23 protein-coding genes and 2 pseudogenes are annotated in these 16805 nt (G+C 59.5%); 3 read left to right on the forward strand and 22 right to left on the reverse strand.

Annotation, left to right across the window (positions count from 1 at the left end):
* The first annotated feature begins 98 nt into the window (after positions 1–98).
* Entirely contained in the window at positions 99–629 is a 531-nt protein-coding gene (locus FHD68_RS12380) for a L,D-transpeptidase (protein WP_045983769.1), read from the forward strand.
* A gap of 113 nt (positions 630–742) precedes the next feature.
* Here FHD68_RS12380 and FHD68_RS12385 read toward each other — a convergent pair whose 3' ends face one another.
* Both FHD68_RS12385 and FHD68_RS12390 read right to left on the reverse strand, forming a co-directional pair.
* Positions 743–1285: a L,D-transpeptidase family protein gene (locus FHD68_RS12385; protein ID WP_045983766.1), complete on the reverse strand. Its 543-nt coding sequence runs from the start codon at positions 1283–1285 to the stop codon at positions 743–745.
* A 33-nt stretch (positions 1286–1318) separates the two neighbouring features.
* On the reverse strand, positions 1319–1786 hold the full coding sequence (locus FHD68_RS12390) for a DUF411 domain-containing protein (RefSeq protein ID WP_052714943.1): 468 nt from the start codon (positions 1784–1786) through the stop codon (positions 1319–1321).
* A 90-nt stretch (positions 1787–1876) separates the two neighbouring features.
* Here FHD68_RS12390 and FHD68_RS19920 point away from each other — a divergent pair.
* Both FHD68_RS19920 and FHD68_RS12405 read left to right on the forward strand, forming a co-directional pair.
* Positions 1877–2212: pseudogene (locus FHD68_RS19920) on the forward strand (IS30 family transposase); the annotation flags it as partial.
* A 331-nt stretch (positions 2213–2543) separates the two neighbouring features.
* A pseudogene (locus tag FHD68_RS12405) lies at positions 2544–2879 on the forward strand (MFS transporter); the annotation flags it as partial.
* A gap of 128 nt (positions 2880–3007) precedes the next feature.
* Here the strand turns inward: FHD68_RS12405 and FHD68_RS12410 are convergent.
* The 20 genes from FHD68_RS12410 to relB all read right to left on the reverse strand — a co-directional run bounded on the left by FHD68_RS12410 (position 3008) and on the right by relB (position 16301).
* Entirely contained in the window at positions 3008–3205 is a 198-nt protein-coding gene (locus FHD68_RS12410; RefSeq protein ID WP_045983763.1) for a heavy-metal-associated domain-containing protein, read from the reverse strand.
* 21 nt (positions 3206–3226) lie between these two features.
* Positions 3227–5560, reverse strand: coding sequence for a heavy metal translocating P-type ATPase (locus FHD68_RS12415; RefSeq protein WP_045983762.1), 2334 nt, complete (start codon positions 5558–5560; stop codon positions 3227–3229).
* A 71-nt stretch (positions 5561–5631) separates the two neighbouring features.
* Positions 5632–6117 (reverse strand): DUF305 domain-containing protein, encoded by a 486-nt coding sequence (locus FHD68_RS12420; protein ID WP_045983761.1) that lies wholly within the window; start codon positions 6115–6117, stop codon positions 5632–5634.
* A 163-nt stretch (positions 6118–6280) separates the two neighbouring features.
* Positions 6281–7042: a MauE/DoxX family redox-associated membrane protein gene (locus FHD68_RS12425; RefSeq protein WP_139085871.1), complete on the reverse strand. Its 762-nt coding sequence runs from the start codon at positions 7040–7042 to the stop codon at positions 6281–6283.
* Between the two features lie 9 nt (positions 7043–7051).
* Positions 7052–7507: a DUF411 domain-containing protein gene (locus tag FHD68_RS12430; RefSeq protein ID WP_244297852.1), complete on the reverse strand. Its 456-nt coding sequence runs from the start codon at positions 7505–7507 to the stop codon at positions 7052–7054.
* Entirely contained in the window at positions 7504–7965 is a 462-nt protein-coding gene (gene cueR, locus FHD68_RS12435) for a Cu(I)-responsive transcriptional regulator (RefSeq protein ID WP_045983759.1), read from the reverse strand. Before cueR ends, FHD68_RS12430 begins: the two co-directional genes overlap by 4 nt.
* Before the next feature lie 135 nt (positions 7966–8100).
* Positions 8101–8586 carry a DUF305 domain-containing protein gene (locus FHD68_RS19725; RefSeq protein WP_045983758.1) on the reverse strand — a complete coding sequence of 162 codons (486 nt, stop codon included), beginning with the start codon at positions 8584–8586 and terminating at the stop codon, positions 8101–8103.
* A 48-nt stretch (positions 8587–8634) separates the two neighbouring features.
* Positions 8635–8949 (reverse strand): hypothetical protein, encoded by a 315-nt coding sequence (locus FHD68_RS12445; RefSeq protein WP_139085873.1) that lies wholly within the window; start codon positions 8947–8949, stop codon positions 8635–8637.
* Entirely contained in the window at positions 8942–9223 is a 282-nt protein-coding gene (locus tag FHD68_RS12450; protein WP_208863771.1) for a copper-binding protein, read from the reverse strand. Before FHD68_RS12450 ends, FHD68_RS12445 begins: the two co-directional genes overlap by 8 nt.
* Before the next feature lie 17 nt (positions 9224–9240).
* Positions 9241–9711 carry a cupredoxin domain-containing protein gene (locus FHD68_RS12455; protein WP_045983756.1) on the reverse strand — a complete coding sequence of 157 codons (471 nt, stop codon included), beginning with the start codon at positions 9709–9711 and terminating at the stop codon, positions 9241–9243.
* 33 nt (positions 9712–9744) lie between these two features.
* Positions 9745–11112: a multicopper oxidase family protein gene (locus tag FHD68_RS12460; RefSeq protein ID WP_139085875.1), complete on the reverse strand. Its 1368-nt coding sequence runs from the start codon at positions 11110–11112 to the stop codon at positions 9745–9747.
* Positions 11109–12479: a TolC family protein gene (locus tag FHD68_RS12465; RefSeq protein WP_045983754.1), complete on the reverse strand. Its 1371-nt coding sequence runs from the start codon at positions 12477–12479 to the stop codon at positions 11109–11111. Before FHD68_RS12465 ends, FHD68_RS12460 begins: the two co-directional genes overlap by 4 nt.
* 29 nt (positions 12480–12508) lie before the next feature.
* Entirely contained in the window at positions 12509–12727 is a 219-nt protein-coding gene (locus FHD68_RS12470) for a hypothetical protein (protein ID WP_139085877.1), read from the reverse strand.
* 72 nt (positions 12728–12799) lie between these two features.
* The gene (locus FHD68_RS12475; protein ID WP_139085879.1) at positions 12800–13207 is read right to left on the reverse strand and encodes a hypothetical protein; all 408 of its coding nucleotides are present in this window, start codon (positions 13205–13207) and stop codon (positions 12800–12802) included.
* A gap of 114 nt (positions 13208–13321) precedes the next feature.
* On the reverse strand, positions 13322–13855 hold the full coding sequence (locus FHD68_RS12480; RefSeq protein ID WP_139085881.1) for a L,D-transpeptidase family protein: 534 nt from the start codon (positions 13853–13855) through the stop codon (positions 13322–13324).
* Between the two features lie 26 nt (positions 13856–13881).
* Complete coding sequence (locus tag FHD68_RS12485; RefSeq protein ID WP_425277548.1) at positions 13882–14358, reverse strand: DUF411 domain-containing protein; 477 nt, start codon at positions 14356–14358, stop codon at positions 13882–13884.
* A gap of 61 nt (positions 14359–14419) precedes the next feature.
* On the reverse strand, positions 14420–14899 hold the full coding sequence (locus tag FHD68_RS12490) for a c-type cytochrome (RefSeq protein ID WP_139085885.1): 480 nt from the start codon (positions 14897–14899) through the stop codon (positions 14420–14422).
* Positions 14900–15262: 363 nt separating this feature from the next.
* Entirely contained in the window at positions 15263–15604 is a 342-nt protein-coding gene (locus FHD68_RS12495) for a hypothetical protein (protein ID WP_139085887.1), read from the reverse strand.
* Positions 15605–15739: 135 nt separating this feature from the next.
* Positions 15740–16015, reverse strand: a complete 276-nt coding sequence (locus tag FHD68_RS12500; protein ID WP_084697600.1) for a type II toxin-antitoxin system RelE/ParE family toxin — start codon at positions 16013–16015, stop codon at positions 15740–15742.
* Positions 16008–16301: a type II toxin-antitoxin system RelB family antitoxin gene (relB, locus tag FHD68_RS12505; RefSeq protein ID WP_139085889.1), complete on the reverse strand. Its 294-nt coding sequence runs from the start codon at positions 16299–16301 to the stop codon at positions 16008–16010. The genes FHD68_RS12500 and relB overlap by 8 nt, the downstream gene beginning before the upstream one ends.
* Between the last annotated feature and the right edge of the window lie 504 nt (positions 16302–16805).

Raw genomic sequence — 16805 nt, forward strand, 5'->3', positions numbered from 1 at the left:
GCGCTTCATCTCTGGTCCTCTTGGTTGGGCCAGAGTCTACCTCAAACTGGATTAGGCGCAGGGGGCAACGTCATCTCGACCCCTATACCGGGCAGCCTATCTATGAAAATACGCCTGCTCCCGCTCCGCCCCCCGCAGGTCAAGGACTGGGCACCAGCGCGCCTGAGCGCAATCTCTCTTCATTCCGGGCACGGCACTGGAGCGAATTCTATCCCACGATCGGGAAAGGTGTCATTCTGGCGGACGTCACATCACGAGCGGTGCATTACTGGTCGACTGACGAAAGCGTCCAGTTTATCTTTCCCTGCTCGATCCCGATGACTGAAGACCTGACGCGACGGGGCCAGGCAGAAATTGTCCGGAAGGTGAAGAACCCGCCTTGGACTCCGACGGCCAGCATGCGCGAGAGAGACCCCAATCTTCCGCAGCAGGTGGCGGGCGGCGATCCTTTAAATCCCCTTGGGGCCTATGGGCTTTACCTGTCTTGGCCGGCCTATCTCGTGCACGGCACCGCAGATACGCGCAAGATCGGGCGGAAATCCTCGTCCGGGTGCTATGGGCTCTATAACGAACATGTCGCCCAGCTCTTTGAGGTCGCCGAAATCGGAACCCAAGTCACGGTGTTCTGATAACGAAGGACCGGGTATTGTCAGCGGCTTTTTAGTCCTCGGCGCTGCCCGACGATTTTGGAGGAGGCCGCGTTGCTGCTGCAAATTTCAGCTGTGACTTGGTTCGTCTCCCGCTATGGGTAGAGCATCACCGGGACGCCAGGCTGAAGCATCGCGTAGACATCCTCGATTTCCTGATCGGTCAATGCCAGACAACCCGCGGTCCAGTCCCGGTTGTTCGGCGCAAACCTGTTGCCCTCCGGACCGCGGCCATGGAACATGATGTCGCTGCCTGCACTGCGTCCGAACTGCGCGGCATAGGCTACATCCCGTTCGTTCGGGTAGGAGATGCCCACCGACAGGTGATATCGGCTCCGCGGATTGAAGCGGTCGATGTAGTAGAGGCCTTCCGGTGTTTTCCCGTCGCCCTCGAACTGCTTGGGGCCGAGCGGCTGGTTGCCGAGACCGAAATTATAGGATCGCAGCACGGTCTGTCCGTTCAGCAGAAACATCCGCCGTTCGGCTTTTTGCACCACCACCTGAGTGACCGGAGGACCGGAATAGCGCTTGAACTGAGGCGTAGCGCCGCGAGCTGGAGCCGTGGGTCCGGATTTCCCGCACGCGGCCAGGACGGCAAGCAAAGCGAGAGAGGCGTGGCGCCGGGAGAAGTTTGGCATCGGTCTGTTTCCTGCTCGGAGGGGCTCGATTTTTTATTGTGCTTCGGGATAGCGGGTAAAGACTTCGCTGCTGCCGTCTTGCCGGACGAGAAGCACGTCGTAGGCCTGACGCCGGCTATCGGGTCCCATGCCCGGACTACCGAATGGCATGCCGGGAACCGTCAGTCCAAGGGCATCGGGACGCTCGGCCAGCAGTCGCCGGATGTCGGCGGCAGGCACATGCCCTTCGAGGAAATAACCCTCCACGCTTCCGGTATGACAGGAGGTCAGCGCGATGGGTACGCCGAGATCGATCTTGTGCTGCATCAGCAAAGTGCCGAACCGCTCTTCGCTGGTCACCTGAAAGCCGTTTTCGCTTAGGTAGCTGGTCCATTGCTTGCAGCATTCACACCCGGTCCCCTCCACGACATGGATGGCGGTCGGGCTGTTCGCCAAGGAGAATGTCGGAGACGTGCTGGCTGCAACAGCCAGAAGCACCATGCGCCGTGTCAGTTCTATCATGATCACTCCCTCAATCTGCGTTCTGGCGGACTATCAGTCTTGCAGTGTCATCTTAGCCGACCCTGCGGTCATTGGTGGATACGGTCCTGCCGATCGATCACCTTTGACCGTGGTTCCGAGTTCATCGATTGGCCGCATCTGCAGGCGGAGGTGGGCGCCCAAACCTGGTTCTGCGAGGCGCAGTCACCGTGGCAGAAAGGCGCCGTCGAGAACGCCAACAAGCGTCTCAGACGATGGCTTTTCCGCGACACCGATCCGAACACCCTTTCCCAGGAGGAGCTCCGTCAGCTCTGCGCAGGCCTCAATGCCACGCCGCGCAAGTGCCTCGGCTTCCGAACGCCTGCCGAGGTGTTCAAGGCTAACATACTCGGACGCGGCTACAGACGGGAGAAACTATCCCGGCAACCATTGTCGCATTTGGGCTAGCGCTTCCAGTGGGATGCGCTATTCTGAAACGCGACAAGCCATGATTTGCTGGGCTTTCGCGGATCGAGGAGTTCAACTTGGCATCGCATCTCACCCTCTCCGAGCGCCGCATCATTGCGGGCATGCTGCAGCGCAGATCAGTGTGGCGCAGATCGTCGCCTAGCTCGGCCGGAACGCACAGCTGCCTCCCTGATCATGAATACCCTGCCTCACGTTGATCCCTGACCGCCGGACGGCCTGTTCGCCGTCCACCTGATAGAGGACCGCATAGCCGCTGTCCCCGAACGCGATCAACCATTCCCGAAACTCCGGGGCCATCTTGTCGGCCGGGCGCCCTACTCGCGCGCTGTCTCTATCACGACTGGCCTATGATCTTGAGAACATCGTCAGCCCGATGCTGGCCAGCCTGCTGTTGGCGGTGATCAGTTACAACGCGCTCTTCTTCGGAACGATGGTCGGGTTCGCGGCGTCTGCGGCACTGGTCCTTTCTATTGTGCTTTCCAGTCCGAAGCCCTCCGAGCCGCGCGGCATCTATGATCGCCCGACCCGGGGCATCTGCATCTATCTGGCCACGCCCCGTCTGCGCGGATTGCTGGCGCTGACCATGGCCGCCGCGGGGGCGGCGATGGTCCTGGTCAACTTGGTCATGCTGGCGCGGGGTATGCTTGATAAACCTACCGCCTCGGGTCTGGATAAGCACGAATGAGGTATGAGCATGATACATTTTGATAAGGCAGATGGGCCAGACGCCTGATACGCCCATTGCGGCGACTGAACATCCGGCCCAACTTTAAATTAGGCCAGAGTGGCGGGGTATCCTGCTGCGGCCAGTGCCACTTGAACGTTGTCCGGCTTAGCCCGGCTTTCCAAAGCGATCGTTCGTAACGCCATGTCGAACTCGATCTGTGCCTCGGGGTCGATTGCATGGACGGTCTTTTGCACCGTTGCCTTGCAGTGGCCACAGCTCATGTTGGGGATATTGAACGTCGTCATTAGCTTTTCCTTTTTTTTTTTCTAGAGATCAACCCGCCGCAGGCGGAGGGCGTTGGTGATAACCGAGACGGAGGACAGGCTCATCGCCGCCGCTGCAATCATTGGCGAGAGCAGAAGGCCGGTGACGGGGTAAAGCAGGCCCGCCGCGATCGGCACGCCAAGTGCATTGTAGGCGAAGGCGAAGAACAGGTTCTGCTTGATGTTGCGCAACGTTGCCCGAGCCAGCTTGCGTGCCCGGACGATGCCCGTCAGGTCGCCGCCAAGAAGGGTTATCCCGGCACTCTCCATGGCCACGTCAGCGCCCGTGCCCATGGCGATGCCGACATCGGCAGCGGCCAGCGCAGGCGCGTCGTTCACCCCGTCACCTGCCATGGCGATCTTGTGACCCTCGCGGCGCAACTGATCGATCAGGTCTTTCTTGGCTTCTGGGAGGACACCCGCCCGCACCTCGTCGATGCCGAGCTTTCTCGCCACCGCCTGTGCTGTTCGTTCGTTGTCGCCCGTCGCCATGATGACACGTAGCCCCTGAGCGTGGAGTTCGCGGATCGCTTGCGCGGTACTTTCCTTGATTGGGTCGGCGACCGCCACGATACCGGCAAGCGCGCCATCGACCGCAATGAACATCGCCGTCTTGCCCTCGGCGCGCAGAGTGTCAGCCTTCCCTTCGGCCGCGCTCGTGTCCAGATCCATCTCCTGCATCATGGCCGCGTTGCCAAGCGCCACTGCCCGTCCGCCAACCGTGCCGCGCACGCCTTTGCCGGTGACAGCCTCAAAATCCAACGCTTCTTGCCGCACGGCACCCTGCGCCTCTGCGCCCTCCACGATTGCCTCGGCCAGCGGGTGTTCCGAGCCGCGCTCAAGCGCTGCCGCCAGTGACAGCAAGTCCGCTTCGGCCACGTCCCCGAGTGCCACGGTATCCGTCAGCTTCGGCTTGCCCATGGTTAGCGTACCAGTCTTGTCGACAATCAGGGTATCAACCCCCGCCATCCGCTCCAGCGCCTCGGCATCCTTGATCAGTACACCTGCCTGTGCGCCGCGCCCTGCCGCGGTGGTGATCGAAATCGGCGTGGCCAACCCAAGGGCGCAGGGGCAGGCGATGATCAGCACTGACACGGCCGAGGCGATGGCAAAGACCAGCGAAGGCTCGGGGCCGAAAATCAGCCAGACAACGAAGGCGAAAATTGCGATACCGACCACCGTCGGCACGAACACCGCCGAGACCCGATCGGCCATCCCCTGGATCGGGGCCCGGGACCGCCGCGCGTTCGAGACCATCGTTACGATCTGCGCAAGAACGGTATCGGCGCCGACTTTGCCCGCCTCGATCACAAGGCTGCCGTTCTTGTTGATCGTGGCCCCGGTCACCGCATCGCCGGGACTTTTTTCCACCGGCATCGACTCGCCGGTCAGCATGCTCTCATCCAGGGATGAGCGGCCCTCGATCACTTTGCCGTCCACCGGCACTGCATCGCCCGGGCGCACGCGAAGCCGGTCACCTTCCATGATGTTTTCCAAGGGGGCGTCATATTCCGACCCATCCGGCAGGATACGCCGCGCGGTCTTGGGTGCAAGGTCGAGCAGCGCGCGAATGGCATCCCCGGTACGTTCACGTGCGCGAAGTTCCAGAACCTGGCCCACGAAGACCAGTGCAATAATCACCACCGCCGCCTCGTAGTAGGTGCCGACGCCATGACCCATTCGATAGGCATCGGGAAATACGCCGGGCAGGAAGGTCGCGACGAGCGAATAGAGGTAGGCTGCCCCCACACCCAGGCTGATCAACGTCCACATGTTCGGTGATCGGTTCACAAGTGAATCCCAGCCTCGCCTGAAGAATGGCAAGGCGGCCCAGAGGATGATCGGTGTCGCCAGGATGAATTCGAGATAGCTTGCGGTTTCGTGGCCAATCCAATCCCGCACCGGCAGAGCGACCAATTCTCCCATCGTCAGGATGATCAGCGGCACTGCGGCGGCTGCTGAAATCCACATGCGCCGTGTGAAGTCGGTCAGTTCCTCGCTCGGTTCATCCGAGGGCAGCATGGGTTCAAGCGCCATCCCGCAGATCGGGCAGTCGCCTGGCACATCACGGACAATCTCCGGGTGCATCGGACAGGTATACTGAGCGTTGGCCGGAGCCGCCTTCTTTTGTCCTGCGGCTCTGCCTGAAGCGTAGAACCAAGGATCTACCTTGAACCTGGTCTTGCATTTCTCTGAGCAGAAATGAAACGTCTTGTCTCCAAACACTGCTCGATGTCCGTCAGGCTTGACCGCAACCGTCATCCCGCAGACCGGGTCCTTTGCCGTCTCGGTCCCCGCAGGGATGTCTGGCGACGCGTGATGATGATCGTGATCCATGTCTTGCCAACTTTCTACTGATTTTCGTCCATCTAAGATGCCCGGCGAGTGACACCCTGATTTGACATGATTTAGTTAGCTTCGATGCGGGGAGTGCCCGCAGGTGCGTCGCCATTTGCCTCGATATCGGCGATGTACCGTTTCATTTCTGCGATCTCGTTGCGCTGCGCCTCGATGATCGCGTCAGCAAGGTCCCGGACCCTTGGATCGGAAATATCCGCGCGTTCACTGGTCAGGATGGCGATGGAATGGTGAGGGATCATTGCCTTCATCCAGGCAAGATCCTCAACCGTCTCCTGGCTTCGCACCAGCCAAAGGGACAGAACGAATGCCAAACCGGCGCCCACGAAGATCGCAATGTTTTTCTTCCGATCGGAATACATGCCCAACATGAAGGCGAGCATGATGACCGCCATGACCGATCCCATGTAAATCGCCATCCACATGCGGGTCTGCGAAAACTCGATGTGATCAATCGAATAGGTATTGAGGTACATCAGCCCATACATGACGATGGTCGAGGTCGCGATCATCGCGAAAAAGCGGCCATATCCCATGATATGTCTCCGTTTCTATTTTAGGTTTCTCTTGAAGCCGGAACATTGAGGCTGTGCCTCATGGTCGGAATGATCCATTTTCATCTTCGGCTACAGGCACAGTAGAACTTTTTGCCTGCAGCCGTTTGCGCTGCAAAGCGCGGCTCTCTATCGAATAGCGTGCTCAATGCCCGAGCATCGTAACCTTGATCAGCATCCAGATGGCCATGGCGATCATCATCAGGTTCTCGGTCAGCGAGACGAAGCCCAGGGGCACGTTGCTGTCACCACCGACGCAGGCGCATTTGATCTCTCGCTTGTCGATGTAGACCGCCTTGTAAACCGACACAGCGCCAATGGTGCCGATGAAGAGGGCCACCGGGATCGACAACCACATCAGCGCGCCCGCGACCATCAGGACGCCCGCCAGCCCTTCGGCGAAAGGATAGACGTAGCCGTAACGAACCCACCTCTGGGCCAGCAGGTCATAGTTGAGGAACATCGTGGCGAAACTTTCCACGTCCTTCAGCTTCTGCAGGGCCAGCAGACACATGGCGAAGGCCACAAACCATTCCGCCGCAGCCACAGTGGTCAGCTGACCGAACGCCGCCCAGCTGGTCGCCAAGGCCATGGCGGCAGCCATGGCAAACAGCGCGATCACCGGTCGGTAGGTCGTCGCGCTCTTGTCGCGCACGGTCTTGCCGAAGTGACGCCGCAGATCGTCATAGCCACCGATCCGCTGGCCGCCAATGAAGGTCTGCGGCGTGGTCTGGACGTCATGCTGCTCCTTGAAGGCATCGACCTCGGCACGGGTCGTCAGATGATGGTCCTCGACGCGATAGCCCTGACGATTCAGCAGATCGAGCGACTTGAGCCCGTAGGGGCACATGTGCTTGGTCATCACCATGCGGTGGAGGGTGGCCGTCCTGGGCGCTGCGGGTGTCATGGGGAAACCTCAATACTTTGCGAAGACGCTGTTGCCGGAATCGCCCCAGAGAATGACCTCGAAAGGCTCGGACTGGCCGCCCATTTCCATGCCGGGCGAACCGATCGGCATACCAGGAACGGCCAGACCACCCGCATCTGGGCGCTGATCCAGCAAATTGCGGACGGCATCAGCCGGAACATGGCCTTCGATTACATAGCCTTCGACGAGGGCCGTGTGGCAGGACCGAAGAGATTGAGGAACGGCCTGCTCATCCTTGAAGGCCTCGACGTCGTCGGACAGGGTTTCTTCTACTATGAAACCGCTTTGCCGCAGATGATCGATCCAGGCTCCGCAACAGCCGCAATCGGGTGATCGAACCACTGCGATCAGGGTGTCTTGGGGTGTGGACACCGCCCCCAGCACCGATGTTGCGGGAATAAGGACCGCGGTGAGCGTTCCGATGAACAGACGTCTGTCGATCACGATGTGATCCTTTCGTTGAGGTTAGCGTGGGGACCGGCATGATGTGAGCATCTGCCCGAGGCAGGGTATGCTTCCGTTTCCAGATTATGCAGGATCGGGCAGTCCGGGCGCTCGTTTCCGGCACAGGATCGCACCAGCGTCTCCAACGTGTCGGCCATGTCCGCCAGGTGGGTAATCTTGTGGCGGAGATCCTGGACCCGGGCTTGTGCCAGCGCTTTCACATCGGCGCTGCGCCGGTCGGTGTTGCGCCACAGATCCAACAGGCCGGTGATTTCGCTGATCGGAAAGCCCAGATCCCGCGACCGTGCAATGAACCGAAGCATGTGAATGTCTGCATCGGCGTAGTTGCGATACCCCGAGGCTGTGCGCGCAGCTTGGGGGATCAAGCCGATCTGCTCGTAGTAACGGATCATCTTGGCCGACACACCCGAGAGGGCAGAGGCATCTCCGATGTTCATGGGCTGGGCTCCGTTCGTTTTAGGGAACAGATATGCGGCTTCCCATGATGGGAAGGTCAAGAGCGGCCGCGGGTCTTTTTTGATGGTCTTTAGCAGAGAACCGCGCGGCATCATGCCGCGCGGTTCAAGGCAGGCTCAGTTGGCGTTCTCAGCCAGCCAGGTGGTCATTTCCTCGATCTCACCGACTTGGGCGGCGATGATCTCACCCGCAAGTTCGATCATCTCAGCGTCTTCGCCATGCTCAAGAAGAACCTGGGCCATGTCGATGGCACCCTGATGGTGGGCAATCATCCCGCAAGCAAAGGCCACGTCGGCATCTTCGTTCATCATGCCGTCATGCATGGCAGGCATCGTGACCATCATGCGACGCATGTTCTCCTGAACATGTTCCGGCATGGTTGCCAAGTCCACGCCACCCATCCCCATCATGGCGCCCATGCCGTCAGACTGCGCATCGCCGCCCATCTGTGACCCGTCCATGCTTTCCGCGGGCATATCACTGGCGGGTGCAGCCATGGCGCACTGCTCAGGCATCTGGAATTCAGCGTCCTGAGCAAAGACGGGCGCAGTAAGGCTGGTCGCAGCAATCGCTGCGGCAATAAGGATCTTAACAGAACTCATCTTAGTCCTCCGTAAATTTGAGACATATGACGATGCTAAGCCTGTTCCTCAGAAAACTGAAACATGCATGACGACATCGTCAGGGCTCAGCCCTGCCCTCCCCAGTTCCTCGTTCGACATAATACGCCCTGCCGGAACAGAAATCGTATTCGTGGCCCGCGCAACAGAATCCGACCAGTCAGGCCTTTCCGGCGTATTGTCCACGGAAGCTGATGCTCCACCCCCCGTGCTTGCATTCGATCCTCTTGTGCTATGGTTCGCTTCTTCGGCATAACCGAAGCCTGCAGTGATACTGGCAACAGCCAGTACGGACATAAAAAGGTTTCTCATTTTAAGCCCTCCAGGGCTTTCTGATTTATTCAAGAATTTCGGTAATGGTCAGCTTGCCGTTCACACGGTCAGCGACGAAGCGGATGGCGGCACCCTCGCTGAGGCCATCGAGCATCTCAGGCTCCGCGACCTGGAAAACCATCTTCATGGCAGGCATATCCAAGTTCTTCAGCTCCTCATGATCGACGGTCACCTTGCTCCACTGGGTGTCGACCTTGGTGACGGTCCCATTGGTAATGTGTGTGTCAGCAAAGGCGCCTCCAGCGGAAAGGATCAGCGCAGCGGCAGTCAATTGGATCAGTTTCATGGTCAGGTCCTCGCGGTTCAGGATTCGGTGACGTTCAGGGGGCCGTGCATGCCAGCCTCGTAGTGGCCTGGTATGAGGCAGGCGAACTCGAACTCTCCGGATTCTCCGAATGTCCAAAGGATCTCGCCGGTTTCGCCGGGCTGAAGACGGACCGCATTCGGGTCGTCGTGTTCCATTTCCGGGAACTTCGCCATGACCTCCTTATGCTCGGCATTGGTCTTGACACTGTCCATGACGAATTCATGTTCCAGCTCACCGTTATTGGTGATGACAAGACGAACCGTCTCACCGGGTGCAAACGACAGCTCGCCCGGTTCAAAAATCATGGCCCCTTCTTCGGTTTCCCGCATGGAAACCTCCACAGTCTGCATGTCTCCATCCGTGGCTGGCATGCCCATCGGATTTTCATGGCCGCCTTCATGTTTTCCGGCTGCAAGTGCGAGGGCCGGGAAGAAGGCAATTGCAGTCACCAGCATAAACGATTTCATCATGTTTCCTTTGTGTTGCTCGATAGGGTCAGGTCAGCCCAAACGCTTGCCGCCACGGGGGGTCAGGATCGTTTCAGGGCTGTAGTTGCTGGCATGCTCGGGCAACTCGCCCGTCCATTCCCATGCCTGCGTACCGGGAGGGTTCTCGAACCAGCCCGGATCGGAATAGTCGTCAGGGGCGATACCCTCGCGCACCTTCATGACAGAGAACATGCCGCCCATCTCCAGCGGACCATGCGGACCCCAGCCTGCCATCATCGGGATGGTGTTTTCGGGAATCTCCATGGACATCTCGCCCATGTCACCCATGCCGGCGGTGCCCATCGGCATGTAGCCGGGCTGGTGACGGCGGACCATGTCGGTGACGCGGCTCTTGTTGGCGCCGATGATCGTGGGCAACTCGTGCCCCATGGCGTTCATGGTATGGTGCGACTTGTGGCAGTGGAACGCCCAGTCCCCTTCATGAACGGCATCGAATTCGTAGGCACGCATCGCACCTACAGGAATATCGATGCTGACCTCAGGCCAGCGGGCTTCCGGCCGGACCCATCCTCCATCTGTGCAGGTCACCTCGAAATCATAGCCATGCATGTGAATGGGGTGATTGGTCATTGTCAGATTGCCGACACGCACTCGGACACGGTCGCCTTTGCTGGCGACAAGCGGGTCAATGTCCGGGAAAATGCGGCTGTTAAAGGTCCACAGGTTGAAGTCCGTCATCTCCGCGACGCGGGGGATATAGGTGCCGGGATCGATGTCATAGGCGGCCAACAGGATACCGAAGTCACGATCCACCGGCATGAAGGCCGGGTCGCGCGGATGCACGATGAACAGCCCCATCATGCCCATGGCCATCTGGACCATCTCGTCGGCATGGGGGTGGTACATGAAGGTCCCCGACTTCACGAGATCGAACTCGTAGACGAAGGTCTTGCCCGAAGGGATGCCCGGATGGCTGAGACCCGACACACCGTCCATCCCGGACGGCAGGATCATGCCGTGCCAGTGAACCGAGGTATGTTCGGGCAGGCGGTTGGTCACATAGATGCGGACCCGCTCGCCCTCGATGGCCTCGATCGTGGGGCCGGTGGACTGTCCGTTATAACCCCACAGGCGCGCGACCATTCCGTCCGCCATGATCCGCTCGACCGGCTCGGCGACAAGGTGGAATTCCTTGACATTGCCGTTCATTCGATAGGGCAGCGACCAGCCGTTCAGAGTTACGATCGGGTTGTATTCAAGTCCGGTCGTCGGGCGCGGCGGCACCTGCGTATAGGGGCTGTCCGTGCTGGCCGCCTCGGGCAGATCGCGAAAGCGTGTCTGCGCCTGACCCATGTTGACGGTCAGGGCCGCAGCCCCTGCCCCGATGCCCGCACCCATCAGTTGTCTGCGATTCATCATTCGTCCTCTCCATTGTCACTTGCGCCACCCCAGATCGCGGCGGTGGCATCCGCCTCGGCCAGCCAGTAGTCGCGCTTGGCCTCGGCAGCGCTCAGCTGGGAGTCCAACCCTTCACGGGCATCGTTCAGAAGCTCGAAAGTGGAGGTCAGCATGCCGTTGTAGCTCAGTAGCGCCTGCTCATCGATTTCCCGGCGCAGAGGCAGGACCTGGTCGCGCCAGTGCAGGGCGATCTGATGCTTGCCCGTGACTGCCGAATAGGCAGACCGCGCCTCCGAGCGGGCATTGATCGCCGACTGCGCCAGGTTATTGGCCGAACGCAGATATTCGAGTTTTCCGCGGCGGGAAATCAGTCCGCTGGTGTCGTAAACCGGAATGCTGAAGGCGACGTCGACCACCGGTGAGCGTTCGTTCTCTCCATCTTCACGCTCGATTTCGACGCCGGCGGCGACTTCTGCATCCGAGAGCATGCGGGTCTGTCCAGTCAGTCGATAGCGCGCGGCCACAGCCTCCAGCTCCAACCGGCCCGCAGCCAAATCGACGCGGTTTTCCAGCGCCAGCCGTTCGATATTGGAACGGTTCGGCGCGCTGCCCGGAAGCGCCGGCAGGCTGTCGGGAACATAGAACTCTGTCCCTGTGCCCCACAGGCCCAGAAGGCGAACGAGCTTCTCTTTCGCAATTTGTGCTTCCAGCCTTGCCTCGGCTCGTTCGGCTGCCAGCTCTGCATTGAACGCATGTTCCCGTGCCTGATCGGCGCGACTCAGCGCACCCGTTTCGCCAAGCTCTGCGGCCAGCTCGGATGCCGCGTCCGCGGCGCCTTGCGCTCGACCGACCAGACCGGCTGCCTCGAACGCACCGACGGCCTCGATCCAGGTCCGGCGGGTTTCATGGGCCAGCGCCAGGGTTTCGCCCGCTGCGGCCAGCTGAGCCTGCCGAAACTCCAGATCGGCGGCCCGCGTGCGCGATCTCTTCGTGACCATGTCCAGAATTGATGACGCCACCGTACCTTCCACGGACCGGGTGACATCTCCACTGACCAGCCCGGACACTGAGATGCCGACGCTCGGTACCGGTCCGAGGGCCGTCTCCCACAGATCTGCAGCAGACATGCCCAGGTCAGCATAACTGGCCTGCAGGCCGGGGTTGTTCAGAAGCGCCACCTGCACCGCCTGTTCGGCACTGATTGTCTTTCCCTGAACAATGGCGCGCACGCGTTGCGCATGAGCCTGCCGTTCAGCCGGCGTCTGAAGCCAGGCTGCCTCTGCCCCTGTCGCCTGTCGGGAGATCCCGGCAACAGTCTCGAACCCTGCCCGCTCGCCGCGGGCCTTGCTCATGGTCACCGTATCCGCACAGGCGGACAGCAGCAGCACTGCGCCCAACGAAAGTCCCAATGCCCTCTTCATTCGACACCCGGGGCTTGGGCATTGTTCAGGTCGGTCCAGTTACCTGGTTCCTGAACGCTGCGGCTTCGATAGGTGATGGCAGGACCTGCCTGCAGGTTTGAAACGGGAGATGTCGTGTCAGCAACGGTGACAAGCCCGGATGACGTATCCAGAGGCGCCAGCGGGGCGCAAGCCACCGCGACAAGCGGCATTGCAGCCGCAAACAGAAGTTTCATGTGATGAATCCGCTTTTAGATCAGAAGGATGGTCGCCGTGGCCCGTTCAGGCGTCGGCTTGCAACGTTCGGATCAGGCCCGCGGAGGGCGGCGCAGTCCTTCGGAAACGGTCAGTTCCACCAGCGGGGCCGTGCGGACAGCTTCAATCGTCTGGCTGATCAGAAAGGCCTGAGCCATATCGCTGGAACTCAGGATTGCTGTAACCGGGCAGGCATGGGCCTTGCAGTGCGATCCATGCCCTTCGGAAGACGTATCCTCATTATGGACATGATCTTCGACAATTACGACACTCAAATGGGATTGGTCCGAGCTATCACCAGCAAAGTGCTGTCCATGATCATCAGAGCTATCGGCAGCGGCGGCTGTCAGCATCATGTCGCATTTCAGATCCATCGACGCGTTTCCTGCAGATGCAGTGACGCCCATCGAGACCAAAGTCACGACGAAGATCATAGCAAGCTGGCGCAGAACGTGGATCATAAGTGTTGTCTAATAGGGTGAAAGTTAGACATCAATGAATTTCCAGCGCCTTGCGCAGGAATGTTACCGCCTCGGCCATCTGTTGCCGTTGCTCGAACGTGATCATTCAAAGCCCTATGCATAAAGCATCACCGGTACACCCGGCTGCAGCATGGCGTAGACGTCTTCGATTTCCTGATCGGTGAGGGCGAGGCATCCGGCTGTCCAATCGCGATTTCGTGGTGCGAGTGCGTTTCCTTCCGGACCCCGCCCGTGGAACATGATGTCGCTTCCCGCACTTCGACCGAACTGTGCGGCGTAAGCCTTGTCCTGATCATTGGGGTAGGAAATGCCGACAGACAGGTGATATCTGCTGCGCGGATTGAAGCGGTCGATGAAATACAGCCCCTCGGGCGTCTTTCCGTCGCCTTCGAACTGCTTGTGACCGACCGGCTGGTTGCCCAGCCCAAAATCATAGGATCGCAAGACTGTCTGGCCGTTCAGCAGGTGCATCCGGCGTTGGCCCTTGTAGACAGCCACCTGTGTTACCGGCGGGCCGGAGTATCGCTTGAATTGCGGTGCAGGGGCCGAGCTGGGCCCTGACGATCCGCATGCAGCAAGGGATGCGAGCATAGCCAGCGACGCATGTCGGCGATTAAAGGTTATCATAGAGAGAGCTCCTTGGAGATCATGCTTCAGGCCGACGCAGCGGCGTATCGGTTAAAGATTGTGTGGCTTCCATCCTTGAGCACGAGCAGGACATCATAAGCCTCACGGCGGCTTTCCGGGCCCATTCCGGGGCTGCCATAGGGCATGCCCGGAACGGTCAGGCCAAGGGCGTCGGGACGCTCTTGAAGCAGTTTGCGGATATCGGTGGCTGGGACATGTCCTTCCACGAAATAGCCCTCGGCCAAGCCGGTGTGGCAAGACGTGAGGTCGATGGGCACGCCGAGGTCGATCTTGTGCTGCATGAGAAGCGTGCCGAAACGCTCCTCCCTCGTGACCTGAAAGCCGGCATTCTGAAGGTGCTCTGTCCATTGCCTACAGCATTCGCACCCCCTGCCCTCCACGACATGAATGGCAGTGGATACGACAGGCAGCTGCCCAAATGCAGGCAGCGCAGTTGCGGCGGCGGCGGCACACAACACGAAGCGACGCGTGATAAGGTTCAACGGCGATCCCCCCAGAAAAGGCGCCCAGGAGCCGCCGACTGGCTTGTGGATTTTGCTGCGATCATTCTTCCGGTTCCTCACGGTCGGAGACCTCGGCCTGATACTCGTATTGACGCTTGGGCCACGTGCTTTTGATGTAGGCCAGGGTGGCGCGGATTTCTGCATCCGTCAGAATGCCCTCAAAGGCCGGCATGTCGCTTTCATATCCAGGCACGACACCACTGACCCCCAGCTTGGTCAGTGTGAACAGCTGACTGTCGGAGTGGTGCCATGTATGCCCCGTTTCGTCATGGGGCGGTGCAGGCATCCGCCCGTTCTCCAGCGTACGTTTCCAGTCGGGCTGTCCTTCCAGATCCGGGCCGTGGCATGACGCGCAATTTTGCGCATAGAGTTCTTTTCCATGCGCGAGCTCTTGCGCGGTGACGGGGGCGCCGAGAAAGGCAGCGTCCGCGTTTTCGGACCGATTAACCTGTGCGAAAGCCGCCACGGCCGCCATACCGGCAAATGACAGTCCGACGAGCAACAGAACCTGTGATCTCATGACGGCCCTCGCAGGTACTTGAGAAGGGCAGCGATGCCCAGGACCAGGAGGGCCAGGGCGAGAAGCGCAAAGAGTCCGCAGCTCAGCATCATCATGCCCGTCATGGGGCTATTCATCATTGTCATGCCGTTTCCCTCAGAAGAGGGTGGTCAAGCCATTCTTCGCAAGCCGCATTGACGGCAGAAATCTCAAGGAAAAACTCAGTGCGTAGAGCTGCATGCAAACTCTGCTGCATAGGACACCTGACTATCTGGATTTGAAACGGGACTGCGGACCTAAAGGGATTCAGCAGTCCTGGCAGCGAGCGAGCTCAAGGGGGGAAAACCTTGTGCGCACGCGTCGCCTGCCACAGCGGCAGTCAAATCAGATGAAGGGGCGTGGGGGGCTTCGTAACGGCAGCCAATTCAGGTCACTGAACATGACATCGGCAACCTGCCGCTTCGAGAGGCGCCGAGCGTGTCTGAGATCAGAGGTCTGAAATTCAGGAACCGGGACGAAGCCCCCCGCCGCACAGATCAGATTGCAGCCCGCCGTTCCAATTTCACCCCTGTCGTTGCAATCCAGGCATTCGGACATGCCGAAATGTGCCATTGCCATCATGCCGTCATTGGGCACTGACGCGGCAGTCGCCGGTGCGGGCATCATCGATCCAACCGCGAATACGGTGAAGGCGACAAGAAACAGGGCCCGCAGATAGGTCTTCATGACTATCGAGTTAGCGGCATGTTGCGGAAAAATCCACGACAAGATGATCGCGTTGCCGTGACCGGAACAGGAGGGAACTGACTGGGGCACTGCCGCTGAGCCGGCGCCCGCCCTCGTCTTTCAACCGATCGCTTGTCAGGGCCACATCTGCGCGGCATGAAGCACACGAAGGATCGTCACGACAGACGGCGTCTCAGCATAGATGACAATGTAGTTCGGGCGAACGACCAACTCACGTGTCCCCTGAACGCGTCCTGACCGGCACCGCTTGGGATGCATTGGAAGTTGCGCAACCTTTCCCTGAATTTCCTCCATCAGAGCAAGAGCAGCATCAGGATTGTCATCCGAGATATAGTCGACGATTGCCATGAGGTCGGCGACCGCGAAGGCATTCCATTCGAGTTCAGGCACCCCGTTTGCCGTCGATCAATGCCCGGGCGTCACGCATGACCTGGTCATGTGGAACGCCAGGCCGGGTGTCTGTCAGCGCTTCCTGCACCTTCGACCGAAACCAGCTATCATAGCTTTGAGGATTTGCAGTCAGACCGGCCGGCAAACCCCCTTCAGCCGCCACACGGGTCAGCAGGATACGGACTGCGTCTGATAGGGTCATGCCTACACCTGCCAGTGCGCTACTGGCTTGTGCCTTGAGATGATCGTCCACACGGACATGCAGCATCGAGGTATGGGTGGGCATTCGAGCCTCCTGTGTATCTCATATGAGATACACAATGCCATAGAAGGATCAAGACTTGTTTGGCCTCGTCTGGCTCAGTGGTGTGGAATGCTGCTTCAAGAATGAGACGGAAGGCATTGTAGGAATTATCGTTATTGCTTTATCCCCGATATTACCCCCGAAAAATGTGGATAAGTCCTCAGCGTCCGATGGCCACCATTCGCGTCGATGCTGTCTTACGGTCGTGATGCTGCTTTCCAAAAAGGTGTGGTGATCACAGTAGCCGCCGATCGCGATCGCAGCCTGTAAGTGTCAAGCAAAAATGTCATTTTGACCTTTTGTCGGACCAAAAGGTCATACTGCTTTCCTAGGTAGGCAAACGCAGTGACATGCAGCAGTTCCAAGCTGCAACGCGGATCAAAGAATGCCCGCCTCCCCTGCCCCTTTTTCAGAGTGTTCAAAAACGATCCAGACCGTGTGAAAACCCAAACAGGATTCCCAGCCTAATGTGGCCATGGTATCCTC

Source organism: Paracoccus marcusii, from assembly GCF_006151785.1.
GTDB lineage: Bacteria > Pseudomonadota > Alphaproteobacteria > Rhodobacterales > Rhodobacteraceae > Paracoccus > Paracoccus marcusii.